25 protein-coding genes are annotated in these 24,561 nt (G+C 52.5%); 19 read left to right on the top strand and 6 right to left on the bottom strand.

The window, feature by feature from the left end:
- Positions 1-12: 12 nt before the first annotated feature.
- Positions 13-1,074, bottom strand: coding sequence for an NAD(P)/FAD-dependent oxidoreductase (locus MKY12_RS25825; RefSeq protein WP_339311453.1), 1,062 nt, complete (start codon positions 1,072-1,074; stop codon positions 13-15).
- 78 nt (positions 1,075-1,152) lie between these two features.
- Positions 1,153-2,259: an aminofutalosine synthase MqnE gene (gene mqnE, locus MKY12_RS25820; protein WP_036722008.1), complete on the bottom strand. Its 1,107-nt coding sequence runs from the start codon at positions 2,257-2,259 to the stop codon at positions 1,153-1,155.
- Positions 2,260-2,639: 380 nt separating this feature from the next.
- Between mqnE and MKY12_RS25815 the strand changes: the two genes are divergently transcribed.
- The 12 genes from MKY12_RS25815 to MKY12_RS25760 all read left to right on the top strand — a co-directional run bounded on the left by MKY12_RS25815 (position 2,640) and on the right by MKY12_RS25760 (position 12,271).
- A complete protein-coding gene (locus tag MKY12_RS25815; RefSeq protein WP_339311451.1) occupies positions 2,640-2,999 on the top strand; it encodes an iron-sulfur cluster assembly accessory protein in 360 nt (119 codons plus the stop codon).
- A gap of 172 nt (positions 3,000-3,171) precedes the next feature.
- On the top strand, positions 3,172-3,771 hold the full coding sequence (locus MKY12_RS25810) for a hypothetical protein (protein WP_339311449.1): 600 nt from the start codon (positions 3,172-3,174) through the stop codon (positions 3,769-3,771).
- 260 nt (positions 3,772-4,031) lie between these two features.
- Positions 4,032-4,694, top strand: coding sequence for a GntR family transcriptional regulator (locus MKY12_RS25805; protein WP_036722000.1), 663 nt, complete (start codon positions 4,032-4,034; stop codon positions 4,692-4,694).
- 21 nt (positions 4,695-4,715) lie between these two features.
- On the top strand, positions 4,716-5,876 hold the full coding sequence (locus MKY12_RS25800) for an amidohydrolase (RefSeq protein ID WP_339311447.1): 1,161 nt from the start codon (positions 4,716-4,718) through the stop codon (positions 5,874-5,876).
- A gap of 42 nt (positions 5,877-5,918) precedes the next feature.
- A complete protein-coding gene (locus tag MKY12_RS25795; protein ID WP_339311445.1) occupies positions 5,919-6,962 on the top strand; it encodes a methionine ABC transporter ATP-binding protein in 1,044 nt (347 codons plus the stop codon).
- Complete coding sequence (locus MKY12_RS25790; protein WP_036721991.1) at positions 6,937-7,596, top strand: methionine ABC transporter permease; 660 nt, start codon at positions 6,937-6,939, stop codon at positions 7,594-7,596. The genes MKY12_RS25795 and MKY12_RS25790 overlap by 26 nt, the downstream gene beginning before the upstream one ends.
- Positions 7,597-7,623: 27 nt before the next feature.
- Entirely contained in the window at positions 7,624-8,643 is a 1,020-nt protein-coding gene (locus MKY12_RS25785) for a uroporphyrinogen decarboxylase family protein (RefSeq protein WP_036721988.1), read from the top strand.
- 12 nt (positions 8,644-8,655) lie between these two features.
- Positions 8,656-9,489: a MetQ/NlpA family ABC transporter substrate-binding protein gene (locus MKY12_RS25780; RefSeq protein WP_036721985.1), complete on the top strand. Its 834-nt coding sequence runs from the start codon at positions 8,656-8,658 to the stop codon at positions 9,487-9,489.
- 16 nt (positions 9,490-9,505) lie between these two features.
- Positions 9,506-10,321 (top strand): pyrroline-5-carboxylate reductase, encoded by an 816-nt coding sequence (gene proC, locus MKY12_RS25775; protein ID WP_036721982.1) that lies wholly within the window; start codon positions 9,506-9,508, stop codon positions 10,319-10,321.
- The gene (locus tag MKY12_RS25770; protein WP_036721979.1) at positions 10,321-11,094 is read left to right on the top strand and encodes a VOC family protein; all 774 of its coding nucleotides are present in this window, start codon (positions 10,321-10,323) and stop codon (positions 11,092-11,094) included. Before proC ends, MKY12_RS25770 begins: the two co-directional genes overlap by 1 nt.
- A gap of 122 nt (positions 11,095-11,216) precedes the next feature.
- On the top strand, positions 11,217-11,696 hold the full coding sequence (locus MKY12_RS25765) for a DinB family protein (RefSeq protein ID WP_036721977.1): 480 nt from the start codon (positions 11,217-11,219) through the stop codon (positions 11,694-11,696).
- Positions 11,697-11,719: 23 nt separating this feature from the next.
- On the top strand, positions 11,720-12,271 hold the full coding sequence (locus MKY12_RS25760) for a GNAT family N-acetyltransferase (RefSeq protein WP_036721974.1): 552 nt from the start codon (positions 11,720-11,722) through the stop codon (positions 12,269-12,271).
- A gap of 439 nt (positions 12,272-12,710) precedes the next feature.
- On the opposite strand, the gene MKY12_RS25755 is transcribed toward MKY12_RS25760, so the two are convergent.
- Both MKY12_RS25755 and MKY12_RS25750 read right to left on the bottom strand, forming a co-directional pair.
- Entirely contained in the window at positions 12,711-15,506 is a 2,796-nt protein-coding gene (locus MKY12_RS25755; RefSeq protein ID WP_339311441.1) for an O-antigen ligase family protein, read from the bottom strand.
- Between the two features lie 341 nt (positions 15,507-15,847).
- The gene (locus MKY12_RS25750; protein WP_036701644.1) at positions 15,848-16,057 is read right to left on the bottom strand and encodes a hypothetical protein; all 210 of its coding nucleotides are present in this window, start codon (positions 16,055-16,057) and stop codon (positions 15,848-15,850) included.
- Positions 16,058-16,256: 199 nt separating this feature from the next.
- Between MKY12_RS25750 and MKY12_RS25745 the strand changes: the two genes are divergently transcribed.
- Together MKY12_RS25745 and sda are read left to right on the top strand one after the other, a co-directional pair.
- Positions 16,257-16,919 (top strand): YheC/YheD family protein, encoded by a 663-nt coding sequence (locus MKY12_RS25745; RefSeq protein WP_036721970.1) that lies wholly within the window; start codon positions 16,257-16,259, stop codon positions 16,917-16,919.
- Positions 16,920-17,246: 327 nt separating this feature from the next.
- The gene (gene sda, locus MKY12_RS25740; RefSeq protein WP_036721967.1) at positions 17,247-17,390 is read left to right on the top strand and encodes a sporulation histidine kinase inhibitor Sda; all 144 of its coding nucleotides are present in this window, start codon (positions 17,247-17,249) and stop codon (positions 17,388-17,390) included.
- Between the two features lie 132 nt (positions 17,391-17,522).
- Here the strand turns inward: sda and MKY12_RS25735 are convergent, their stop codons facing one another.
- A complete protein-coding gene (locus MKY12_RS25735) occupies positions 17,523-18,497 on the bottom strand; it encodes an NAD(P)/FAD-dependent oxidoreductase (protein ID WP_036721965.1) in 975 nt (324 codons plus the stop codon).
- A gap of 325 nt (positions 18,498-18,822) precedes the next feature.
- On the opposite strand from MKY12_RS25735, the gene MKY12_RS25730 reads away from it, so the two are divergent.
- Together MKY12_RS25730 and MKY12_RS25725 are read left to right on the top strand one after the other, a co-directional pair.
- Positions 18,823-20,016: an NAD(P)/FAD-dependent oxidoreductase gene (locus MKY12_RS25730; RefSeq protein WP_339311439.1), complete on the top strand. Its 1,194-nt coding sequence runs from the start codon at positions 18,823-18,825 to the stop codon at positions 20,014-20,016.
- Position 20,017: 1 nt separating this feature from the next.
- Positions 20,018-20,296 (top strand): hypothetical protein, encoded by a 279-nt coding sequence (locus tag MKY12_RS25725; protein ID WP_209875925.1) that lies wholly within the window; start codon positions 20,018-20,020, stop codon positions 20,294-20,296.
- Between the two features lie 158 nt (positions 20,297-20,454).
- Here MKY12_RS25725 and hemQ read toward each other — a convergent pair whose 3' ends face one another.
- Entirely contained in the window at positions 20,455-21,213 is a 759-nt protein-coding gene (gene hemQ / locus MKY12_RS25720; protein ID WP_036721960.1) for a hydrogen peroxide-dependent heme synthase, read from the bottom strand.
- A 268-nt stretch (positions 21,214-21,481) separates the two neighbouring features.
- On the opposite strand from hemQ, the gene MKY12_RS25715 reads away from it, so the two are divergent.
- From MKY12_RS25715 to dnaI, 3 genes are all read left to right on the top strand, one after another.
- Positions 21,482-21,778 carry a YuiB family protein gene (locus tag MKY12_RS25715; protein WP_036721959.1) on the top strand — a complete coding sequence of 99 codons (297 nt, stop codon included), beginning with the start codon at positions 21,482-21,484 and terminating at the stop codon, positions 21,776-21,778.
- Between the two features lie 180 nt (positions 21,779-21,958).
- On the top strand, positions 21,959-23,509 hold the full coding sequence (locus tag MKY12_RS25710; protein WP_076081645.1) for a DnaD domain protein: 1,551 nt from the start codon (positions 21,959-21,961) through the stop codon (positions 23,507-23,509).
- An 18-nt stretch (positions 23,510-23,527) separates the two neighbouring features.
- The gene (gene dnaI / locus MKY12_RS25705) at positions 23,528-24,487 is read left to right on the top strand and encodes a primosomal protein DnaI (protein WP_339311436.1); all 960 of its coding nucleotides are present in this window, start codon (positions 23,528-23,530) and stop codon (positions 24,485-24,487) included.
- Positions 24,488-24,561 lie beyond the last annotated feature (74 nt).

Raw genomic sequence — 24,561 nt, 5'->3', positions numbered from 1 at the left:
AGCCGGGATTCTTTAGCCAAAATGGCGTTTGGACATCCACAGGACGCCGCTCTTCAGCAGGCGCGGGACCCGGCCCATGACGGAGCGGCGGCCCATCAGGCCGAAGCCGGCATTTTTACCGAGTGAACCAAGGGTTCCCTTCAGCTTAATCTTATGCAGCTTCGGGGTTTCTCCCCGCCATAGCGCCTGAATAATCTGGCCCACCTGTTCGCCCTGGGCACCCGCCGCCTGTGCACTGGGGGCGAAGGGCAGGCTGGCACAGTCCCCGATCACATAGACCTCCGGATATTCAGCGATATTGTAATACTCCCCCACAATGAGCCTGCCTCCGCGGTCCTTCGGAAGCTCAAGCTGCTGCACGACCTGCACCGGCTGAATGCCGGCAGTCCATACCGTCACATCCGCCGGAATGGCTTGGGTGCCATTGAAGATGGCATCCTTCTCGACATGAGAGACCGACACCCCGCCAATCGTCTCCACCTGATGCTCACTGAACCATTCCTCGACATATCTGGACAGCTTGGCCGGAAAAGAAGACAAAATACGTTCCCCCCGGTCCATCAGGGAGATATTCAGATCCGGCCGGCTCTCCCGCAGCTCCGAGGCAATCTCTACGCCGCTCAGTCCCCCGCCGACAATATTGACGGTTCCATAAGGCTTCACATCGTTCAGCCGGCGGTAAGTTTCCCGGGTTCCGGCGAAGCTCTGAATACTGCAGGTGTATTCCTCGGCACCCGGAATGTTATGGTAATTATCCGTACAGCCGAGGGCAATCGCCAGGATATCATAGGCTACCGGCTCCCCGGAATCGAGCAGGACCAGCCTGCTCTCCAGATCAATGGAACCCACCTGCCCGTAACGTACGGTCAGGCGGGGGTGCACCGGGAATTGAATCCGCAGATGGTAATCGGTGACGGTGCCTGCGGCCAGTGCATAATATTCGGTTTTGATCCCCTGATACGGCATCCGGTCCACCAGGATGATTTCCACATCAGGAGGGAGATGATTATCCAGCAGTTGCTGAATGAGGGCAAGACCGCCGTAGCCGCCGCCCAAGACAAGTAGGGTTCTCATGCCAACTGATCTTCCTTTCGGGTACATAATGGACAAGGCAGTTCTGCGTTCACTGGCTGAGGTAAGCTTGTTCTGTTCTTATTCGTATACCTTGATCTCGTTATAGAAGGTATCCCGTTCTACAGGAATCCGTCCTGCGCCCTTCACGAGCCAGATCAGCTCATCCCGGGTCAAGCCCTCCGGTGTCAGCGCGCCGGCAGCGTGGCTGATCCGTTCCTTCAGGATCGTTCCGTGCACATCGGAAGCGCCGAAGTTCAAGGCAACCTGGGTCAACTGGGGCCCGATATTAATGAAGTAGGCCTTGATATGATCGAAATTGTCCAGCATCAGGCGGCTGACGGCAATGGTCTTCAGATCCTCATTCGCGGAGTTGCGGCGCATAATGCCAGCATTCTTGTTCTTAGGCTGCATGGACAGCGGAATGAATACCATGAAACCGCCGGTCTCGTCTTGCAGGTCACGAATTTGCAGCATATGGCGGATGCGGTCTTCACGGGACTCAATCGACCCGTACAGCATCGTGGTATGGGTCTTCATGCCAAGGTGATGGGCGGTGCGGTGCACCTCGAGATATTCCTCGACATTGGCTTTGTCGACGCGCATTTTTTTGCGGTACTGGTCAGACAGAATCTCTGCCCCTCCTCCGGTAAGGGTCTTCAGTCCGGCGGCGCGCAGCTGCTCCAGCACTTCACGGATACTAAGTCCGCTGATGCGGGTGAAGAAGTCGATCTCTGCCGCTGTATAGGCCTTGAGAGTCACTTCGGGGAAATGCTCGTTCAGAGCCTGCAGCGAATCAACATAGTACTGGAAGGGCACATTATCATTATGCCCGCCTACAATATGGAACTCGCGCACGCCGGGATGAATATGCTGCTGCACATACTCCACCATCTCCTGGCCGGATAGGGTGTAGGCCCCTTCTTCGCCTTCATCCTTGCGGAAATTGCAGAAGGCACAGCGGGATTCGCAGACATTGGTGAAATATAGACTCATGTTCTCGATAAAATAGACTTTATTCCCGTTCTTTCGCAGATTGACCTCATTAGCCAGCTGTCCGATCGTTAAGAGATCGTTACTCTCATATAAATAAACGCCGTCTTCCAAATTCAATCGTTCTCCGCCGCGAACCTTCTCAATGATGTTCGCCATCCGGGCATCTGTGTGGGGTGTAATAAGGGTAGACATATAAGTTCCTCCTGAAGGTTGGCGAGGCAATTGCATCGCATAATCGTGTACCTGAGAATATCCGGCAACAGCCGGCATTATAAATAGAGGTTAACTGCAACCCCCGTGACAATTTTTCGAAAATTTATCGCTTTTCTCATTATAAACTTCTCCCGTAGGGTGAGCAACCGCCAGAAACTGCAGGTCTTCCGGGATAAATGGCTTACCTGCGCCCGGTTTACGACTTGAGGGCAGAAGAATAGTGGAGTATACTGATTGAAAGAGCCGATGAAAATGATATACATCATACTCATTCTTTTCCCGGCAAGGCATTGATTTCATTACGTACAGCCTGAAGGCTGCTTGATTCCAATACAATGAACCCTAAGGAGGTTGTTATTATGATTAACATAAGTGAGACAGCGGCAGGCCAGCTGAAGACCATGCTGGCAGAGCAGGAAGTGCCGGATATGTTTCTCCGTCTGGGCGTAACCGCCGGGGGCTGCAGCGGATTCTCGTACGCGATGGGCTTCGATGATACCGAGACTGAGCAGGACATCTACATGGACGTTGCAGGTCTGAAGGTGGTCGTCAGCAAAGACGATATCCGTTACCTCAACGGCCTGGAGATCGACTTCGAGGAATCCGGCATGACCGGCGGCTTCACCATCAATAATCCCAACGCCAGCGCTACCTGCGGCTGCGGCTCCTCGTTCCGTACGAAGGAAGAAGCAGGGAACCCGGCGGCGGAGCCTTGCTAAACCTGTGAATGCTGAATTATTGATAAAGTAAGCGTGGATTATGGCTTTCGAGACCTCTTAATTATGTATGGTGCAAACTGTACTTAATTAGGAGGTTTTTTATGTTGACTTAAACCATTATATGTTAAAATATGGTGATGAAATAATTAATGGAGCTGTGAGGAGGATAAAAATGATACGAATGCCATTTAAACGCCCAACAGAGCATTATGATGAACGGATTATGGATATCGATAAAGAAATTTGCTCTTTGATCAAGAAGAGAAAGGAGGTCTCGGATAATAATCCAGGATTTCCTCCATTGGAGTATATTACTAAATGGTCAGAAGCCTTTGAACTCTATGAAGATTTCCTAAACTCCTTATTCTCAAGTATGATGAATGAAAAACAATTTAAACCAATGATCGAACCAGCCGGATTTAGACAACACATTGCAATTCTGAAGTCAGTCGTGAACGGGGAGCGTTTCTATACTCTAACATCTATGAAACAATACACCAATGCAAGTGTATTAACACTAAATATTGATTGGGACAATGAGCAGGATATTGACTCCAACTCTCATCAACATAGGCATTACGAACTATATATTAATGACCAATATGATTGCCGAATGATTAATGGTGGAAGCAGATCAGATCATGCATCATATAAATATGTAGTCTCTCCACCCTTACCTGATGAGATTTCAGGAATTCAATTTAGGTTCAAAGAATACAGTCACCCGTTCAAGATGGGTGAGGCAAGTGATGAGATAGTATTTGAACTTTAGTAAGGTGAATAGCCCTCCACACCTATTAGGTGTAGGAGGGTTATTTATTTGTCCAATTAGTGTCGATTCGCAATTCCCCTATAAAACATACTTGACTAGTGGGATTAATAGGATTATAGTATGAAAAAAGCTTGATTGCACAGAGAGATTTTCAACCGATACTTTCATTTTATCTTGAATCTCTCTCCTCTTATTAATTGTATACAATTATACAGTTGATCGGGCGACCCGCAAATGAGTGGCGAGGAGCAATGAAATCTATGGAAATGCGTTCACGAAGATTGTCGAAGGATAATACCTACTATGCACTTAAGCAAAAAATAATAGATAGCGAGCTGGAGCCGGATCAGGCGGTTAACGAAGAGAGCCTGGCGGCACTTCTCGGGGTCAGCCGGACTCCGTTACGGGAAGCGATTCAGCGGCTGGAGAATGAGGATTTCCTGGTGCGCCAGCCTAACGGCAGGCTGCGGGTAGCCCCTTTAACGATTAAGGAGGTCGAAGAGATCTTCCAGATCCGCAGTATGCTTGAAGGCCATATCGCCAGAAGCGCTGCCAGAAACGCTACCATCAAGGATATTCAGCGGTTAACGCTGATTCTGGAGAAGCTGAAGCAATCCTTCCAGATGGGGGATCAGCAGGATGTTGTATCCTATGGCTTCGAATTCCATGATTACTTGTGGGAGATCAGCGCGCTGAAGACTTTTGAGAAGGTGCTGAACCAGCTAAGAGACCGTTCCCTCCGGTATTGCCGTTATGTCTCTCTGCACGGGGACTGGAATACGCAGGCGGATGAGGAGCATCTTGTGATTCTGCAGAGGATTGTAGCCAGGGATGAGGAGGGGGCGGAGCGGGCGATGCGGGAGCATATCTTAAGCAGCCTCGCGACTGCACTGGAGCGGATTAGAGGAATTGAACATACGTAATGAAGGGGGAAGAACAGGAATATGAGACCACAGCATGAGACGGAAGAAGCACTGGCAGCCCGGCTAACCGAAGTGCGGAGGAACCTGCACCGTGAACCGGAGCTTAGCAATCAGGAGTACAGAACCACGGAGAAGCTGCGTAAATGGCTGACGGAAGCGGGGATACGTGTGCTGGACCTTCCTCTGAAGACCGGGCTGATCGCAGAGGTGGGGAAAGGTGATGGCAGCATAGTAGCGATCCGTTGCGATATCGATGCCCTGCCGATTGAGGAGCAGACGGGCCTGCCGTTCGCATCAGAGATTCCGGGAGCCATGCATGCCTGCGGCCATGACTTCCACACCGCTGTGATCCTGGGCGCGGCCAGCCTGCTGAAGCAGCGTGAGCATGAACTGCCGGGCAAGGTCAGAATCCTGTTCCAGCCGGCTGAAGAGACGGGACACGGTGCAGAGGATGTACTGGCATCCGGCGGGCTAAGCGGGGTGGAGGCCATCTTCGGATTACATAATTCACCGGACCTGCCTAACGGGGCGTTCGGCACAAGAACGGGAGCTTTAACGGCTGGCGTGGACCGCTTTGAGATTACGGTGCAAGGGGTCGGCGCTCACGCAGCTACACCGGAGAAAGGGGTAGACACCATTGTGACTGCCGCGCAGATCATTACGATGCTGCAAACCGTAGTCAGCCGCCTGAATAACACGCAAGAGCCGGTCGTGCTCAGTGTGACCCGGATCAACGGGGGCTTCACCTGGAATGTCCTGCCGGAGAAGGTGGAGCTGGAAGGTACAGTACGTACCTATAACGAAGAGATCCGCAGCAGTATCCCGGCCCAAATGACGCGGATCATAGAAGGGATTGCAGCCGCAGCCGGAGCAGAGGCGAAGCTGCACTGGTATCCCGGCCCGCCCGCTACGGTCAATCACGGAGCATGGACAGACTTCACCAAAGAGGTCGCGGCACAATCAGGCTATGAGGTACATGATATTCCGCCGCAGATGGGCGGAGAGGATTTCGCCTATTATTTGCAGCAAATCCCGGGTGCTTTTGTGAACATCGGAACTGGCCCGAACCATGCGCTGCATCATCCCCGCTTCGATGTCGATGAGGCGGCCATCCTGCCAGCGGCTAAGTATTTCGCCCTGCTGGCAGAAGAGGCGCTTGCGAAGCTGAAGCAGCAGACTTAAATCCTGAATCCTAAATTTACCAGATGATTGAGGGGAACAACTATGATTGAACTACGGAATGTGTACAAGACGTTCACCCGCAAAGAGGTGAAGATAGAAGCGCTGAAGGGAATTAGCCTGAAGGTGGAGAAGGGCGATATCTTCGGGGTCATCGGCTACAGCGGAGCCGGAAAAAGCACGTTAATCCGCCTGGTCAATTACCTGGAACGGCCATCTGAGGGCCAGGTGCTGGTAGACGGGTACGATCTGGGCGCGTACAGCGACAAAGAGCTGCGGGCAGCCAAGAAAAACATCGGCATGATTTTTCAGCATTTTAATCTGCTGGAATCCAAAAAGGTGTTCGACAATGTGGCCATTCCACTCGTCCTGCTGAAAAAGAGCAAGGCGGAAATCCGCAAGCGGGTGGAGGAGCTGCTCGATTTCGTCGGGCTAAGCGACAAGGCTGGAAGCTATCCGAGCGAGCTGTCAGGGGGACAGAAGCAGCGGGTCGGGATTGCCCGGGCGCTTGCCTCGAACCCTTCGATACTATTGTGCGATGAAGCTACTTCCGCTCTGGACCCGCAGACGACACAGTCCATCCTGCAGCTGCTCAAGCGGATCAACGCGGAATACAACATCACAGTGATGATCATCACGCATGAGATGTCGGTGATTCAGGAGATCTGCAACAAGGTAGCCGTTATGGAAGAGGGACGGATTATCGAGCAGGGCAGCGTGCTGGATGTGTTCGGAGAACCGAAGCATCAGACGACGCAGAATTTCGTCAAAACAGTCATTCAGAACAGTATGACCTCAAGCGTCCGCAGAACTCTGAAGACAGAGCAGGGGAGCCGGGTGTATAAGCTGGATTTTGCCGGGGAGAGCGCTTCTGAGCCTGTGCTGTATGAGATCATCCGGTCTTATAGTGTTAAGGTTAACATCCTGTTTGCGAATACGACAGAGATTCAAGAGACGACGCTCGGTACGATTATCGTTCAACTGCAAGGTGATCCGGCACAGCTGGAAGCGGCCTTGAATTACATGAACCAGCATGAGGTCCGGGTAGAGGAGGTGAAGTCCTATGTTCTCGACATCGATCACAAGTGAGCAATTCCTGAAGGCAATTATTGAAACGATTCAGATGGTGGGCGTGTCGCTTTTTGTAGGTTCGCTTCTGGGGGTTCCCCTTGGCATCCTGCTTGTCATTACCCGCCCAGGGGGGGTACTGGAGAATAAGGCGCTCTATACGGTGCTCAATCCGCTGATCAACATTATCCGTTCGCTTCCGTTCATTATCTTACTTGTCGCTATCATTCCGGTAACACGGGCAATTGTTCATACTTCGATTGGGACCAGTGCCGCGATTGTTCCGCTGATTATCTACATCGCACCTTATATCGCACGGCTGGTGGAGAATTCTCTGCTGGAGGTCAATCCGGGTATTCTAGAGGCAGCGGAAGCAATGGGAGCTACGCCGTTACAAGTCATATGGTACTTCCTGCTGCCGGAAGCGATTGGCTCGCTGATCCTCTCCCTGACCACAGCGACCATCGGGCTTATCGGGGCAACCGCAATGGCCGGAACCGTAGGCGGCGGTGGGGTTGGTGATTTGGCTATCGTGTACGGATATCAGCGTTTTGACAAGGTGGTCATGGTTGCTACCGTTATTATTCTGATCATTCTGGTGCAGGGTATTCAGTCCCTGGGCAACACCTTGGCGCGCAAGATTCGCCGTTACTAGAGATTACGAGACAAAGGGGATAGGCAGATGAGTGTATGGAGCAAGCAGGAGCGTTTTCAGGCGATCTTATCCGGGGAACTTGCGGACCGGCCGATGATCAGCGGATGGCGCCACTTTATTGACAAGGAGCAGAACGCTGAGGACTTGGCGTCGTCTACGATTTCTTTTACGGAGAAATATGATTGGGACTGGGTGAAAATCAACCCGAGAGCGACCTATCTGGCGGAAGCCTGGGGAAATGAGTATAACTTCGCAGATTACCGGACGGTATTTCCGAGACAGCTGACTACGGCAGTTCCGGCAGCCGCGAATCTCTGGGATCTTGAGGTGAAAAAAGCCGCACAAACCCCTTCGCTGCTGGAGCATCTGGAGGCGGTAAGGAAGATCCGCCAGGGCTTGCCGGATACGCCGCTGATTCAGACGGTATTCTCACCGCTCACGGTATTGCTGTTCATAGTAGGACGTTCTGCTTATGTTACGGAGACCGTATTCGGGATTGAGCAGCCGGTGACGCTGGAATCGCTCTTCAAGGAACACCGTGCCGCTGCGCATCATGCCCTGCATGCGATTGCTTTAACCTTGGCCGATTATGTGCAGGAGCTGCGGCAGGCGGGATCAGATGGACTGTTCTATGCGGTGACAGGCACAGCCCACCCCGGCTTATTTGATGAAGCGATGTTCGATGAGCTGTCGAGACCGTATGATTCCATCGTGCTGGAGGCGGCGAGCTATGGCAAGAATATTTTACATACCTGCGGCGCTCATGCCCAGCCTGAGAAATTCAATGATTACCGGATTGACGGGATCAGCTGGGATACGGTAGCCGAAGGCAATCCCGGGCTGGACGCCGGTCTCAAGGCTACGAAGGTGGGCGGAGTGGATCACGGGCTGTTTGCCGGAAATCATCTGGAGCAGATTGAACAGCAGGCTAAGGAAGCCATGGCCAAGATGAAGGGGCAGCCGTTTATTCTGTCGCCCAACTGCGCCATTCCGCTGACGGTTACAGACGAGGCATTAGTGCATTTTAAAAACACAGTATTAGGATAGGGGATGAGAGTGATGAGAAAATTACTGGCGGTTCTACTGATTAGTTCGATGGCGGTGCTGGCGGCTTGCGGTAACAATAAGGAAGCGGCAAGCTCCGGGGACAAGAAGGAAATCACAGTCGGATTCGGCGTAGGTACGTATGAGGAGCAGTTCCGGCAATCCATTCTCCCGATCCTGGAAGGAAAAGGGTATACTGTAGATATCAAAACCTTCTCGCAGAATATGCAGGTCAACCCGGCCATGAAGGAAGGCTCGATTGACGCGAGTATCTTCCAGAGTACGGCCTATATGGATGCGATCAATAAGGAAATTGGCGCCGATATGGTAGGCATTGCTTATGTTCCAGGTGCACCGCAGGGGCTGTACTCGGTTAACCACACGACGCTTGACGATGTGAAGGACGGCACTACCGTCGCGATTCCGAACGACCCGGTTAATCAGGAGCGTGCGCTGCGGATTCTAGAGGAGCTGGGTTGGGTCAAGATCAAAGAGGGCGCCGGGGTAGCGGACTTCAATGTCAACAGCGTGGAGCCGGACAAGTTCAAGATTGACCTGAAAGTGCTGGACCCGGCACAGATTCTGGTCTCGCTGCAGGACGTTGATTATGGTGTAGTGAACGGGAATTATATCGCTAACGCTCCCGACCGCAAGATTACAGATGCGCTGAAGATTGAGAATACGCCTATGCAGCACAGAATCATCGTATCGGTGAACAAGAAGGACCAGGATACCCAGTGGGCCAAGGATCTGAAGGCTGCCTATGAATCCAAAGAGTTCGAGGAATATATCCTCGGACAAGAGAAATATGCCGGGTTCATTCTGCCGGAAGCCTGGGCTAACAACTAATCTAATCAGGGAGTGAATGGAAGTGTCAAAAGGCAAGATTCATTTCATTGGCGGCGGGCAGATGGCGGAAGCGATCATCCGGGCCTGCCTGGCAGGAGGCACGCTGGCTGCCGGACAGATCAGTGTGTCAGATATTAATGAGGGCCGGCTTGAGCTTCTAAAAACCAAATATAACGTATACACGGAGAGCACGCAGGAAGAGGGCCTCTCCGCCGCCGAACTGATCGTCATCGCTGTTCGCCCGCAGGATAATTTGGCTGCACTTGGAACTCTGATCCAGCAATCTGCCTCACCGTCTGCGGTCATTGTATCGATTGTAGCGGGGGTAACGATTGCCCAGCTTGGAGATTATTTCGGAGCAGAACGTCCTATTGTCCGGGTGATCCCGAATACCTTGACCGATACCGGTTATGGATACAGCGGTGTAGCTCTGAATGCTGCCGCTTCTCTGGAGCAGGTAGAAGCATTTCTGCTGGGCTTCGGCAAGGTGCAGGTTCTGGAGGAATCCTATATTGATATCTTCACAGGCTTCGGGGTAGCCGGACCGAACTACATCTATTATTTCATTGAGTCGTTCACGGATGCCGGAGTTCTTGCCGGACTGCCGCGGGAGCAAGCCTGGAAGGTGGCGCTGGAGAATATGCTGGGAGCGGTGGCTATGCTACAGCAGACCGGACTGCATCCAAGACAACTGCTGGACATCAACAACTCGCCTGGCGGCGTCGGTATGCACGGCTTGTATGAGCTGAACAACAGTGATTTCGCTGCCGGATTGCAGCGGAGTGTACTGGCCGCGGTGAAGCGGACCACGGAGCTGGGAGTGAAGAAGTAATGGCCGTACTGAAATGGGATCACCTTGTACATTATGTGAATGATCTGGACCAGCCGGTTCAGCTCTTCGCGGAGCATGGACTAACAGCCTTCCGGGGCGGATCGCATAAGGATTGGGGAACGTATAACGCCCTCAGTTATTTCGGGCTCACCTACCTGGAGTTCCTCGGCATCGAGAACCTGGAGCTGGCACGGGCGACCAAGCATAATGTGGTGGTGCGGGATGCCGTCACGCTTTTGCCGGAGCATGAAGTGCTTAGCCGGGTGGTGCTGCGCACGGATGATATTGAAGCTGTTGAGGCAACGCTGAGGCAAGCGGGGTTGTTATTGTCGCCGGTCATTGACGGCCGCCGTCTGGATGATCAGGGCCGGTGGATCGAGTGGCGGATGATGACCATTGACGGTGACTTCCAGGGACTGCCCTATCCGTTCATTATTCAGTGGAACGAGAGGGATGATCAGCGGCTGGCTAGTCTGAACAGTGCAGGAATCAACCGTCCTCACCCTGCAGGCCACGTGGAGGTCGTCAGTGCATGCTTCCGGGTCAGCGATCCGGCCGCTGCCGCCAGCCACTGGAGTGAACTGTTTGGTCTTCCGGTGAGCGCACCTGCGGATGGTTCGGATGGCAGCTACAGCCTTAAGGCCGGAGATCAGACGTTTGAATTCACGCCAGGGGAGGAGAACCGGCTCAGCCGGATCGTGTTCCGCACGGACTCCCCTCAGCTGAAGGGACAGACGCTGACTGTTGGCGAAGGCGAGTACGTGTTTGAATAAATGCAGGACAAGCTTAGGGGACAGGCTGTTGCCGCAATTAGCGGTAGCGGGCCTGTCCTGTTTTATGTTAAAGTGTGACACAAGAATGGAGTAAGGGAATATATGGAGAATGGAGGTGGCGGATGCAGAAGCTATTTGAGTATAACTGGAAAGTGCGCCAGGATTGGTTCAACTGGTGCAGCGGGGTGGACAGGGACGAATTGATGAAGCCGCGCACCGGGGGCTTAGGCTATATCCTGCCCACGTTGTATCACATTGTAGCGGTTGAATACGGCTGGATCTGCGGCGGCATTCAGGAGAGAGCCATTGAAATTCCAGCATTCGGGGAAATCGCCAGCCTGGAGCTTGTGCAGGATTTCTCCGCCCGCTGCCATGCGGAGCTGGCTCCGTTTGTCTACGGCTGGTCGGATGAGCTGGAAGACCGGATTATGGTTGATATTACGGATGAAGGGGAACGCGAGCCCCACCCCTACGGGGAAGTGATGCGGCATGTGATCGCCCATGAGATCCATCATATCGGCCAGCTTTCGGTATGGGCACGGGAGATTGGCAAGCCGCCGGTTACGGCTAACTTGATTGGCAGAGGGCTATTTGACAAATAAAAGAGTAAGGAGGCCGCAGAGATATGGAATTTGAGACCAGACGTCTGATCATCAGAGAGTTCACTCCAGAGGATATAGGGCAGGTACACGAGTATGCGTCCGATCCGGCTGTAGTGACACATTCGATATGGGGGCCCAATTCACTGGAGGATACCCGCGAATATATCCGCCATACGCTGGAATTGCAGCAGGAGGAGCCGCGCCAGGGCTTCGAGTACGCGGTAGTTCTGAAGGAGAACGGGCTGCTGATCGGCGGCTGCGGCCTGCATATTACCGGAACAGGGCAAGGGGAGATCGGCTATTGCTACAACAGGCTGTACTGGGGACAGGGATATGCTACTGAGGCTGCCGCTGCACTGCTGGACTTGGGCTTTCATAAGCTGGAGCTTCACCGGATCTATGCCACCTGCCGTCCCGGGAATATCGGTTCCGCGCGTGTGATGCAGAAGCTTGGCATGACATACGAAGGGCATCTTAGAGGACATATGTATCATAAAGAGAAGTGGATGGACTCCTACCAATATTCGATTCTGGAGGAGGAGTATAGGGGGCTGCACCCGCGTGCCGGGCTGTAGGGTTGAAAGGTGCAGCTGCAGGCTTAATTGCAATTCGTACAACTAAATCGTCCGATGTGCCGCCAAATCTCAGTTTAGATGTAGTTCGTGCAATTAAAATGCCCCTATACCTGGATTTTCGCCCATCCGGGCAAATTTAGTTGTACAGACTACAATTAGAAGAGGAAGTTCACCCGTTTCACTGTTTTTAGTTGCGCAGAATACACTTATCCCAGTTTTTTCGCTACGAACACGGCTTCATTCCTTACCACATTTATGGAATGAAATCACTTGTTTAATTCTGATGGACTACTAGCAAAATTAAGGAGGCACATGGGAGCGCAGTTGTCAGTTGCCAATGGGCATAACATAGCGGTTCAGCCCCCGTACACAGCAAAAAGCGCACTGCCGCAGGCAGGCGCTCTTTGCTGTTCTTGAAGTCACAAGTGATACTGTATGGTTACAGCGGCATTCCCGCCACTTCATTAATCCTCGCCGCTTCCTCAGGATCAGCAGCGATCAGCTTCTGATAGACCGCCTGATCCTGGGCGCTTTGCAGTCTCTGTTGAACGGCCAGCAGCCACCGGGCAAGCTCACGGTTGACAGGGTTGCTGTAGTCCCCACTGAGACCTTGCTTCAGTGTGGCTTCTGCGGCCTGCATGTCCTGCGACATGTACTGGATCTTCGCGGTGTTCAGCAGCAGTTCCGGCGTGACGGTGACATCCTGCTGCTTCGCATCCCGGTCTGCAATGGCGTAAGTATACGCATCCAGCCCAGTTTTGAAATACCGCTGCTTGTTAAGTGTCTCTTGGTCCTTGATCTCCAGCTTGCCCTCGGCCGCAGCTTCCTGCGACCGCTTCAGGGCTGCGGCTCCCAGCTCCTGCGACCGGGCAATCACTCCGCTGTACCAGGCGGTCGTCCACAGGCTTTCGCTGTCGGTCAGATCCTCGTATCCGCCCGTGAAGCCCTGCTTCACAGCTGCGGCAGCCGCGTCCTTGTCCCCGGACAGGAATTGTACTCTCCCTGCGCTTAGGCCAATTGTAGGTGTGACGAAGAATTCACGGCCCTGAAGCTGCTCAGGAGGGAGGCTTTTTAGATGCGCTATACCGTCCGTTACATGTCTGTAGGCAGCAAGTGCGGAAGCGAAATACGTCTGTTGCCCGGCTTCATCCTGCTTGGAATAAGCTTGCTGTCCAAGGAGTGAAGCCCGGCTGATGAACTGGGCATACCAGTTGATATCCCACATGAACTTGTCCGCGTTGTCCAGGTAGACCTGATAGGCCGCATCGCTCTCGCCCTTCAGGTCATAGTAGCCTGCGAGCTGGGTCAGCAGCTCTTTGTTGGACGGCTCATCCTTCAGCGCACGGGTCAATACCGCATAGGCCTCGTCCAGGAACTGCTCGTTCTTGGTCTGCTCATACACCTTCTGATCCAGCAAGGACAAGTACATAGCGGATTCGGGGTGGTAGGGGCGGATGTTGAGTGCTTTTACCAAAGGAGCCTTGATCTCCTCATAGGACTGGCTCACTTGGATCAGCTTCTTGGCGGCATAAGCCTCAGAGCTTGACCGGATGTACCCTAGAGACAGGAAGAGCAGGTAGCCTGTGCCGACTCCGAGTACTATGAAATAGCCAGCTCTGATCCACAGCTTGTTCCACGTAAAGCGGAGCGGCTTGCTCTCCATGGCCACAGCCATTCCCCCCAGAGAGAGGAAGACGAGCATACCCATGAACGCATAACTGAGGTTGAAATCCAGCAGGCTGTGAACGAGAATGGACAAGGCGATAATGAGATAGAAGAATCCGTTGTTATAGTCATCGGTCTCCCGTTTCAGATATCCTCTGCTGAACTTGTAGAAGATGAATAGAATGAAGCCCATGAACACCAGAAAGCCGACAATGCCGACTTCAATCAGATATTGCAGGAAAAAGTTATGCGCCTGGCGGCTCAGATAAGGGTTGTTCTGATAATGCTCATAGAGTGTAGCCCAGCCGCCGCCGCCCGCGCCCAGTACCGGGTAATCCTTGACGACCTTCATGGCATCCTCGTAAAAGGTAAAACGCTCCAGGACACTGTGCTGCCTGAAGTTGATATTCTCCAGCCGTGTTCCGATATTCGCCGGGAGAATATTACGCGCGCTGGTGCCGATGAACAGGAAGGCGATGATCGCGACGCCAGCCACAGAGACGGCTGGAATCCACAATCCGCTCATGCGGCGTGATTCTAGTCTGTCAAGCTTGCGGCTCAGATAAGGTGCCAGGTAACGCTGAACCACCAGACAGAGCACGCCTGCACAGGCAGATGCTCCCAGCAGATAGCCCCAGCCTTTAAGGGCAGAGGACGAGGTGAACTCCGTATTCAGCTCCAGGCCCAGCCGTGTGACCGGGCTGGTAATCAGCAGAGAGAATAGGCCGGCAATGGCGAGATGGACAATCCACAGAATCTGCTGCACAGGCTTCAGGAAGAGCAGCAGGAGGATGAATACTACCGGCAGCAGCACGAGTCCGCCACGGGATAAGGTAAGCAGCAGCGAGACGATGATTGGCACCAGCATGAAGCCGTGCAACAGCTGTCCGGCCCATTTGCGGGAGCGGATCAGCGCGAAGACGGCCACGAACAGAAACGCCATCAGGAAGGCTGCATATGTATTGGCATACTGAAAAATGGAAGTCAGGCGCAGGCCGTTCGAATCAGTCATAACGGCATCGTTATACCTGCCGTTAATTACGGTCTCTGAGAACCAGCCCACCAGGCTGCCAGCCAGCTTCCAGCTTCCGAGCCAGTTGAGCAGTCCGAAGCCTACGATCAGGTAAGCGAGGGTAAGCACGCTATGCTGGACGGCGGAATTGAGCCGCTTGTGCCGGAGCAGAAGGATGCTGATGATGAAGACTGCGGCATAGGTGAACTGGGTGAACAGCATGTTCATCGCCGAGTACCGGGAAGCTGCGCCGAATAGCGACAGGGCATAGGTTACGGGAAGCAGAATGGCAGCAGCAGTGAGCAGGTCACGCTGACTCTCCAGCTTGAAGGTTCTGAGATACAGGATCGCAGAGGCCAGCATCAGAAGCCCGCTCACCAATGCAGCTACATAGATAGGCTTCTCGAACTCCGCCCTCATTCCGTTGAACAATCCGATCTGAAAAGCGGCCCAGCCAAAAAACAGCAGGAACGCAACGCAAATCATCCAAGCTGCCCCTGAAGGCTTGTCCGTAGCTTTGACAGAAGCCGCCTGTTTTCCGTACACAGGTTTCGACACGATAGAATCTCCTTTTTCAAAATAGTAGGTCTTCCAATTTATTGCACATACATATTACGGATATAAAGTGAAAAAGTTGTTGTCTGAACGGAAATTTCAAAGATTGGATGTCTTGCGGGAGAGGGAGGGAACGAAAAAGTGGGGAATAGGCCGGAACCTGCTCAGCGAATGAAGCAGTCTGTCCGCACAGGCCAGCCTGACGCAGTTTTCATAGAATAAGGTAACGGAGCGAATCTATGATTCATGTAAGAATGGACGCTTAAGAGTTCCGCCCGAAGGCAGCAATGACGGCAGGGGAACGCGCAATCCGCATCCTGGGTCACTGCTGCCGGGAACAAGCTTCAGGCGGGGATAATAAATTTCAGGTTAATCATGAACACGATCAGGGCGGAGGCCCCCAGGGAAAAGGCGATGCAGCCGGCACCGAGCACTCTGCGCCGGTCCTTGATGAATTTGAAGCCAAGCGCACAGACGAGTATTGTCGTTCCTGCCAGTACAACAGACATGCCGATCATCGCAAACCAATACAGGATTTCAAAAAACTCAGCCATTAGGAAACCCTCCCTTTCAGGCAATAATACAACGAATTTTAATGATTTTCCAGTCAAATGAATCAGGGACATAAGGCCCCGCAGCCATATGCCCTTTTTTGCTGTGGCCTGCTATACCACGGACAATCATACAGGAGGGCACGGCCTTTCGTGAGTAATCTATAGGGTAGGCTGGGAATGCGAAAGGAGAGGGCAAATAATGGCGGGGAGAGAACTGGCAAGCAAGCTGCTGAAGACGGCGGCGCTGCTTAGCGATTCACGGGTTGCCGGTTACATTCCGAGAACGCGGGAATATAGTGCTGCCGGATTGTCCGCGATGCTTGGAAGATACGGCAATGTTGTCATCAAGCCGGTTGTAGGCGGAGGAGGATATGGTGTCATCAAGGTGTTCCGGGATCATAGGGGGTATGGCTTCACGTATATGCAGAGCACACGTATCTATGGAGACTTTACTTCCATGCGCCAGGCACTGGACAGATTCAAGGTGAAACGGAAATATTTGATCCAGCAGGGCATTTCCCTTGCACGGATCTCCGGGCGTCCGATTGATTACCGGGTCAAAGTAGTGAAGAACGGCGAGCACTGGGAGTTCCGATCTATGGTAGGGAGAGTCGCCCGGCCGGGATTGTTCGTTACGAATCTCTGCAAAGGAGGTACGATGCTCAGCTGCCGCCAGGGACTGCGAAGATCATTGCCAAGAGTGGGGACCTCATCCAAAAAGGCGGAAATGCGCAGGCTGACCCTAATCTGTACCGAGCTGCTGGAGCGGCATTTTCCGGGGATCGGTGAACTGGGCTTCGACTATGCTGTAGATCATCGGGGGAAGATTTGGATTCTGGAAGTAAATACAAGACCAAAATAATTAATAAAATTTTTATATTTGACGATAAATACAGTAATAGGATAATATTGCGTTTAGTTGTTTAGATTCAGAGGTAATACAACAAGAAATATCCCAGCCAATTATGAACATTCTAAAAAAGTTTTTGTGTGGAGATGTCAGGTTTCAGCCCTGTGCATAACTGTTATCCCCATAGTCCACTGCGCAATTGCTGACATTATAACCCTTACTCACATATTATACACAGGATTTCCACAGCAGCTTGTGGATAATGAGAACGCTTGTTCGAAAAATGATAGTTTGCTATGATAGATTCAGATCCAAATAAAGGAAAGGTAGGTGAACGTTATGGTTGAATTGTCGGATGAGATGCTGCTTGACTCTTATCACAGAGCGATAGAGCTGCATTTGGAGCATGATTTCATCGCCCTGCTTCTCGCTGAAATTCGCAAACGGAACTTACACTCTCCAGACCATGCGGTTCTGCATTAAAGATCAGAGCACATCCTGCAGCATTGGACTTCTTTAAACCGCAAGCATCAAGGAATAGGGTATCTTTTCAAGTTGAGGTGGAATCAACCTGAAAGGATACCCTTTTATTATGGCTATAAGGTTATAGACAACCTAGAGCTTAAGGTTACTGCTGTGTCCCGGAGACAGCTTCGCATCCGGATCAATATACACCTTGGCGTTATTGACTGCTGTTGGCGCTTCTCCGAATCCTACAGCGATCAGCTTCAGCTTGCCCGGATAAGTCGTGATATCGCCAGCGGCGAAGATTCCTGGAATGCTGGTCTCCATGCGGGAGTCAACTACAATAGAGTTGCCCTCAATGTCGATTCCCCACTCGGCAATCGGGCCCAGAGAGGAGACAAAGCCGAAATTGACAATAACGCTGTCTACTTCGATTTCTTGAGTTTCCTTGGTCTTGATATGGGACAAGGTGACCTTGGTAATGAATTCTTCACCGTGAAGCTCAGTGATCTCGGACGGCGTAATCACATTTACCTTAGAGGCCATCAGATTCTCTACACTATGCTCATGCGCACGGAATTTATCGCGGCGGTGAATCAGGGTTACCTGTTCAGCGATCGGCTCCAGCATCAGCGCCCAGTCCACAGCGGAATCGCCGCCGCCGCTGATCAGCACCTTTTTATCCTTATAAGCATTCAGATCATTTACGAAATAATGCAGGTTGGCTTTCTCGAAGCGCTGTGCATCCGGTACCTCCAGACGCCGCGGCTCAAATGCGCCTACGCCTCCCGTGATGATAACGGCTTTGCTGTGATATTCAGCCTTGTCGGTGGTGACGGTGAAATGGCGCTCACCCTGCTTCACAACCGATACGACCTTCTCCTCCAGACGGATATCGGACTGGAACAGCTCCATCTGCCGGGAGAGGTTGTCCACCAGCTCCTGTGCGGTAATTTTGGGGAAGCCGGCGACATCGTAAATATATTTCTCAGGATACAGAGCAGCAAGCTGCCCTCCGAGTTGGGGCATACTCTCAATAAGGGTTACTGAAGCCTGGCGCATACCGCCGTAAAATGCGGCAAACATACCGGCTGGTCCTCCGCCTATAATCAGCAGATCGCTCATAGGAACGGTTTGCTCTAATGTCACGTAATATTACACCTCCGAGTTGATAGTTTCAATTTGCCATACAAGCGTACCTACTCATTATAAACATAGTCTCACCTGCCTGCAAAGGCCTTGATTTCAAAGAAAAAGTGTGACATTTTGTTGTATGATTATATTTGATTAAAACGATACTAAGGTTTACAATGGATATGGTTATTTTAGAAATCCTTTAAGTTTTATTGGAAATTCTTCTGAATTTAAGTGTATAAATTCACAAAAGAAACCTGATTTTTTTACAAAAAATAACACATAGACAGATTCACCTGTTGGAAGGAGCCGGAACATGAGCAGTATTCCCAAAATCGTTATTCTAGGCGCGGGGTATGGAGGGATTTTGACCGCCCAGCGGCTGCAGAAAGCTTTGAATTATAATGAAGCCGATGTAACCCTGGTTAACCGCCATGAATATCACTATTTCACGACCCATCTGCATATGCCTGCAGCGGGCACGGACAGCATCGAGCATACACGCGTGTCTATCTCCAAATTAATCGATGAGTTCAAGATCGATCTTGTCAAATCCTCGGTGCAGGAGATCCGCACCCAGCAGAAGAAGGTTATTCTGGAGGACGGAACGCTCTCGTATGATTACCTCGTGATTGCCCTTGGCGGTGAGCCTGAAACGTTCGGGATTCCGGGACTCGACAAATATGCGCTGACCATCCGCAGCATCAACTCTGTGCGGCTGATCCGGGAGCATATCCAGTACCAGTTCGCCAAATATAAGAATGAGAATAATGCACAGGAGCATATCAACTTCGTCATTGGCGGCGCGGGCTTCAGCGGGATTGAATTTGTTGCGGAGCTGGCTGACCGGATTCCTGCACTATGCAAAGAATTTGATGTCGATCCAAGCATGGTCAACATCTATAATATAGAAGCTGCGCCTACGGCTCTGCCGGGGTTCGCGCCTGAGCTGGTGGAGCACGCCATGACCGTACTCACCAAGAAGGGGGTAACCTTCAAGATGGGCGTAGCGATCAAGGAATGCCTGCCTGGCGGCGTGATTCTGGCCACGGGTGAAGAGATCAAGGCATCCACCATTGTATGGACCGGCGGTATCCGCGGGAACCGTCTGATCGAGGCTGCCGGCTTCGAAGCGATGCGCGGACGGGTGAAGGTAGACGAATATCTGCGGGCTCCGGGACATGAGAACATCTTCATCATTGGTGACGGCTCCCTCATGATTAATCCGGAAGGGCGTCCTTACCCGCCGACGGCACAGATTGCAATGCAGCAGGGAGAATGCTGTGCGCATAATCTAGTAGCGGCCATCCGCAGCCAGCAGCCGAAGAAATTCGTCTTCAGCAACAAGGGGACCGTAGCTTCACTTGGTAAGGGCCAGGGAATTGCCGTAGTCGGCGAGAAGACGTACAAAGGCTGGAAGGCAGCGCAACTGAAGAAGGTTGTCGATATGCGCTACCTGCTCATCATCGGCGGCATCCCGCTTGTCCTCAAAAAAGGAAGATTCCTCTAAGATGCGCCACTGCAGCGTGCAAGTACGCGGACTGCTGACGCGCGAGGAGCTGGACCGCTATAATGCTCTGATTGAGGTAGGCTCTTATCTGGAGGATCAGACGCGGTACGATCTGGCCTACAATATCCAGAAGGAAATCGACATTCTCATTCTCCCGGCTATCGAACGCCTGAAGGATAAGGGCCGCGCGCGTGATCGGGCGACGGCTGAATATCTGGAGAGTCTGCGTGACGGGGACGAAGACGAAGACGAAGAGGACGATAAGGAACCTTCGGCATAAGTGGAGGTAGAAAAGACGTACAATGCAAAGAGAGCCGTGCTTGCAACACGGCTCTCGGGTGCAATAGCCGCTTTTAAGGGCGGCGGCTTTCGGAAAAGTAGTCAAGAAATAGACCGCATACCTTTGCTAGAGGGGGCGGTCTATTTGCGTTTATGCTGTTACAGCTTCAGCATCTCCTCAAACGATTCTTCGTTCAGCAGGTTGCCGACATAGAAGGGGCCGAACTCTCCGTAGCGGGCGCTGACTTCATCGAAGCGCATCTCGTAGACGAGCTTCTTGAACTGCAGGGCATCCTCGGCGAACAGAGTCACGCCCCACTCCCAGTCATCGAAGCCGACAGAGCCGGTGATGATCTGCTTCACCTTGCCGGCATAGCTGCGTCCGATCAGGCCGTGCGAATACATCAGCTCCCGGCGTTTCTCCATATCCAGCATGTACCAGTTGTCGGCAAGCTCACGCTTTTTGTTCATCGGGTAGAAGCAGATATGCTTCATTTGCGGCAGTACAGGCTTCAGCCGGGCAGCGACATGCGGGTTCAGCATCGGATCGCTGCCGTCACCGGCACTTCCTCCTGCGGCGTAGTTGCTGAGCTCAACGATGCTTACATAGGAATAAGCCTTCGTAGTGTATTGGGCAAAGGCGATTTTGTTAAAAGCGGTCTCCAGCGCATTCAGCGCCTCCAGACTCTCTCTCAGAAACATCATCACGAAATCTGCCTTCTGGCCCACGATGGAATAGACAGCAGTGCTGCCCTCCTTCGCTTCCTCGACAGGTCCCCACTCCTGCATGAAGGCATGCAGCTCCTCCAGGGCCACTGCCCGTTCCTCGTCATCGGCTGCCGTCCAGGCTGTCCAGTTCAGTGAGCGGAAGTCATGCAGCGCATACCAGCCTTCCAGTGTCAAAGCGGCTTCGTTCAAGTTGTTCACTCCTTATAGGTTATCGGTGGAATATCCTCGCGTAAAATCTTCTTGGTCCGCATACCTTAAATATGTATGAACATAGGTCGGGTGCTATTTGCATTGTAGCGCAGCGGGCGGCAGAGAGCAAACGCCAAGGCCCCCATTCACGCGAATTCCGGTATAGAGCGCGATAATGTTCATTGCTTCGCTACATTTTTTCTAGTAAACTTACTATTATATAAGCTTGGGTGTGCGGTTCTTTATAGAGAGAGGGGATGGCGGTACGATGGGCTTTATTCCGGTGTTTGTTCTGGCCGTTTTATTCTTTGTGATGATGTTCGGCATTGGCTTCATTCTTAACATGCTGATGAAGACTACCTGGTTCCCTGCCTATCTGTTCGTCATTGTCATTCTTCCGGTGGTGGTCTACTCCATCTGGGACCGGAGCGCGATGTCCTTATGGGAGCACCTCTCTACCTTCCACATTGTGGATTATCTTACCGGGGTAGCCGGTCTTGCCGGAGCGGTGCTGAGCGGCTGGACCATTCAGAAGCTGCGGCTGGGCGGATACAAGATGTTCTAAGCGCTGCCTGAAGGGCGGTACAACAAGAAACGGCTAATCTCCTGTAATGGGGGGAGCCGTTTTTTTCTTTTCTGCCAGAAGAGCCAAGGATTCATCTTTATTTTACATTTTCGGCCGGGTGTTTTGTGATAGAATAGAAATCTATATGAATTCGTATAGAAGAGGGGGAGGTATCCGCAGATGCGTATGAGCAACCTGCATCATTTCACTGAACATCACCGGTACTGCGTGTCCCGCGAATTCGGTCTAAGCCAGCTGGATGGACGTATGCTGGGCTCAGTCTATCAGCCAATGGTAGGCGCGTTCGCCATCAGCCTGTACAGATTGCTGTTCGAGCATATTCCGGCTGAATCTATCGGTTACTCCGGTGTGGAGCAGCAGCGCAGGCTCTTTATGACCCTGGGCGTTGAACCCAACGAGAAGGGCCGTAAATATATGGTAGACCAGGCTTCCCGGCTGGAGGCGGTGGGACTGCTGCAGACCTGCCGGCTGTATGCCGCGGAGAATGATGATTATATGTACGAATACGAGTTAATGCCGCCGCTGTCGCCGGCTGATTTCTTTGCAACCCAGCATCTGACGCTGCTGCTCCGGGATAAGATCGGCAAGTTCGCTGTGCTGTCGCTGCGTGAGCAGTTCTGGCACCGGGAACCGGAGGAATGGAGCGGGCGGTCGCTCGGGAAAGAGAATATTTCACTGCCCTTTTATGATATTTTTGAGCTGAATACCCATGTGATCGACTATGAGCTGGAGCAGGCGCTGGCCGAGGTAGCCTCCGTGCGTCAGCCCGGCACCACTCAGGCGGTTGAGCCGAATATAGCCTACAGCGATATTATCCTGCGCTTCCCGCGTGAATCGGTGAACCGTGCGCATGTTGAGAAGCTGCGTTTTGACCATAACCAGATGGGTGTCATTAATTATGTGGCCCGCAAATACGAGCTTGGCCCGCAGGATGTATGCCGTCTGCTGGATGAGGATGATGTCTTCACGCCGGACGGAGAGGTGATTCTGGATACGCTGCAGTACAAGGCAAGCCAGCATTTCCGTCAGGATAGGAAGCGTCAGGAGAAAAGAGAGATTGCTGCCGCCAAGGTAGTGTCGCTGCGCTCCGCCGCTGAGGAAGAGAGTGATCCCTCCGCAGTGCCGGTGGAGCAGGCTGTCGAAATGGAGTTCTATGTAGAAGTGCCTCCGCAATTTCTGTCCAAATGCGACATTCACCAATATAATATGATGCTGCGCAACGAGCCTTATACACGGCTGTTACAGACGTTCTTCCCGGGGGCAGTTCCGGGCCAGTTGATGGATATCTTCGAGAAGATTGATCTGAACTATAAGCTCAGCGGCGAAGTGATCAATGTCCTGATCCATTATCTGATGACGATGGTGGCCTCCGGCGGCGATCAGCGGATGAACCGCAACTTCGTGGAGGCGATTGCCTCCAATATGCTGGTGAAGCAGGTGAATACTTACGAGAAGGCCGTGCGCTATATCCGTGACCAGTCGAAGGTGAAGGGCAAGGGGGCGGCTTCCGCCTCCTCCGGCACAGGCACTGCGGGAGCCCGCCAGCGTTCGTATACGAAGAGCGGCGGGCGGTCCGGCAAGCAGGAGATTCCGATTGTGCTTGATGACGGCAGCGCCGGAACCGTATCGGAAGAGGAATTCGCGGCGATGATGAAGAAAGCGGCCGAGATCAAGGCCAGCAAGAAAAAAGGCGTTCTGAGAACGCCCTGAAGAAAGTGAGGTGCAGCGATGGAGTCCATGGGCGAAGTGCTGCGTTCGATGAACAACCCCGCTCTGCGCCAGCGCTCCCGTGACCTGGAGCAGACCCTGCTGAACCATCCCCTGGTCAAGGAGCTTCAGGCTGAGCATCCCGAGCTGGATGAGTCCCGGCTGCGGCTGCACTTGAGCCGGCTATACCAGTATGTCGAAGAGGACCGGCATTGCAAGAACTGCCCCGGCCTGGCGGCTTGCCCGAATGATTTCCAGGGGCATTACAGCAAGCTTACGGTAGAGACGGTTAATGGTGTAACGGATCTGTACGAACGCAAGACACCGTGCAAGCTGAAGATTGCACAGGATAATCAGGATAATGTCCGCAAGCGGATTCGCAGCTTCTATGTGGATGAGCGGGTGCTGAACGGCGGATATGATGAGATGGATATTATGGGCAAGGACCCCCGGCGGGCCTCAGCCGTGAACAAGATATTTGACTATATAGCAGCTGTGCGGGCAGAGGGCCTGACTTCGCGGGGGATCTATTTGCAGGGCAGCTTCGGGACCGGCAAAACCTTCCTGATGTGCTATCTGCTCCATGAGCTGGCTATCTCGGGCTACAGCGGCGTGATTGTCTATATGCCGGATTTCATCGAGGAACTGAAGCTGATCATGATGGACAACCAGAAGCTGAAGGAAATGGTCGATACGATGAAGAATTGTGATCTGCTCATCTTCGATGACATCGGCGCCGAGAATCTCAATCCCTGGGCGCGTGACCATGTGCTCGGAGCGATCCTGAACTACCGGATGAACCGCAAGCCGACCTTCTATACCTCGAATTATCCGCTGGACGGGCTGGAGAAGCATCTGAGTATCACCAGCAAGGACGGGGAAGAGCTCTACAAGGGTCAGCGGCTGATGGACCGGATTGCCCCGTTCGTAGAGGTGATCCCGCTGCATGGGGAGAACCAGCGTGGCAGGGCCAGAGACTGAATTTTTATTAATACAAGCGGAAACGGCTTCGGATAAGTTATCGGGTGAAACATATAAATTCTATATTTTAAAAC

Source organism: Paenibacillus sp. FSL M7-0896 (assembly GCF_037975415.1).
GTDB lineage: Bacteria > Bacillota > Bacilli > Paenibacillales > Paenibacillaceae > Paenibacillus_AQ > Paenibacillus_AQ silagei.
Note: the sequence above shows the minus strand (reverse complement) of the source record. Positions and strands in the feature narration are given on the sequence as shown.

Coding starts and splice junctions, on each gene's coding strand:
- MKY12_RS25825 (WP_339311453.1), bottom strand. CDS start 1,074: ATGAGAACCCTACTTGTCTTGGGCGGCGGCTACGGCGGTCTTGCCCTC.
- mqnE (WP_036722008.1), bottom strand. CDS start 2,259: ATGTCTACCCTTATTACACCCCACACAGATGCCCGGATGGCGAACATC.
- MKY12_RS25815 (WP_339311451.1), top strand. CDS start 2,640: ATGATTAACATAAGTGAGACAGCGGCAGGCCAGCTGAAGACCATGCTG.
- MKY12_RS25810 (WP_339311449.1), top strand. CDS start 3,172: ATGATACGAATGCCATTTAAACGCCCAACAGAGCATTATGATGAACGG.
- MKY12_RS25805 (WP_036722000.1), top strand. CDS start 4,032: ATGGAAATGCGTTCACGAAGATTGTCGAAGGATAATACCTACTATGCA.
- MKY12_RS25800 (WP_339311447.1), top strand. CDS start 4,716: ATGAGACCACAGCATGAGACGGAAGAAGCACTGGCAGCCCGGCTAACC.
- MKY12_RS25795 (WP_339311445.1), top strand. CDS start 5,919: ATGATTGAACTACGGAATGTGTACAAGACGTTCACCCGCAAAGAGGTG.
- MKY12_RS25790 (WP_036721991.1), top strand. CDS start 6,937: ATGTTCTCGACATCGATCACAAGTGAGCAATTCCTGAAGGCAATTATT.
- MKY12_RS25785 (WP_036721988.1), top strand. CDS start 7,624: ATGAGTGTATGGAGCAAGCAGGAGCGTTTTCAGGCGATCTTATCCGGG.
- MKY12_RS25780 (WP_036721985.1), top strand. CDS start 8,656: ATGAGAAAATTACTGGCGGTTCTACTGATTAGTTCGATGGCGGTGCTG.
- proC (WP_036721982.1), top strand. CDS start 9,506: ATGGAAGTGTCAAAAGGCAAGATTCATTTCATTGGCGGCGGGCAGATG.
- MKY12_RS25770 (WP_036721979.1), top strand. CDS start 10,321: ATGGCCGTACTGAAATGGGATCACCTTGTACATTATGTGAATGATCTG.
- MKY12_RS25765 (WP_036721977.1), top strand. CDS start 11,217: ATGCAGAAGCTATTTGAGTATAACTGGAAAGTGCGCCAGGATTGGTTC.
- MKY12_RS25760 (WP_036721974.1), top strand. CDS start 11,720: ATGGAATTTGAGACCAGACGTCTGATCATCAGAGAGTTCACTCCAGAG.
- MKY12_RS25750 (WP_036701644.1), bottom strand. CDS start 16,057: ATGGCTGAGTTTTTTGAAATCCTGTATTGGTTTGCGATGATCGGCATG.
- MKY12_RS25745 (WP_036721970.1), top strand. CDS start 16,257: ATGGCGGGGAGAGAACTGGCAAGCAAGCTGCTGAAGACGGCGGCGCTG.
- sda (WP_036721967.1), top strand. CDS start 17,247: ATGGTTGAATTGTCGGATGAGATGCTGCTTGACTCTTATCACAGAGCG.
- MKY12_RS25735 (WP_036721965.1), bottom strand. CDS start 18,497: ATGAGCGATCTGCTGATTATAGGCGGAGGACCAGCCGGTATGTTTGCC.
- MKY12_RS25730 (WP_339311439.1), top strand. CDS start 18,823: ATGAGCAGTATTCCCAAAATCGTTATTCTAGGCGCGGGGTATGGAGGG.
- MKY12_RS25725 (WP_209875925.1), top strand. CDS start 20,018: ATGCGCCACTGCAGCGTGCAAGTACGCGGACTGCTGACGCGCGAGGAG.
- MKY12_RS25715 (WP_036721959.1), top strand. CDS start 21,482: ATGGGCTTTATTCCGGTGTTTGTTCTGGCCGTTTTATTCTTTGTGATG.
- MKY12_RS25710 (WP_076081645.1), top strand. CDS start 21,959: ATGCGTATGAGCAACCTGCATCATTTCACTGAACATCACCGGTACTGC.
- dnaI (WP_339311436.1), top strand. CDS start 23,528: ATGGAGTCCATGGGCGAAGTGCTGCGTTCGATGAACAACCCCGCTCTG.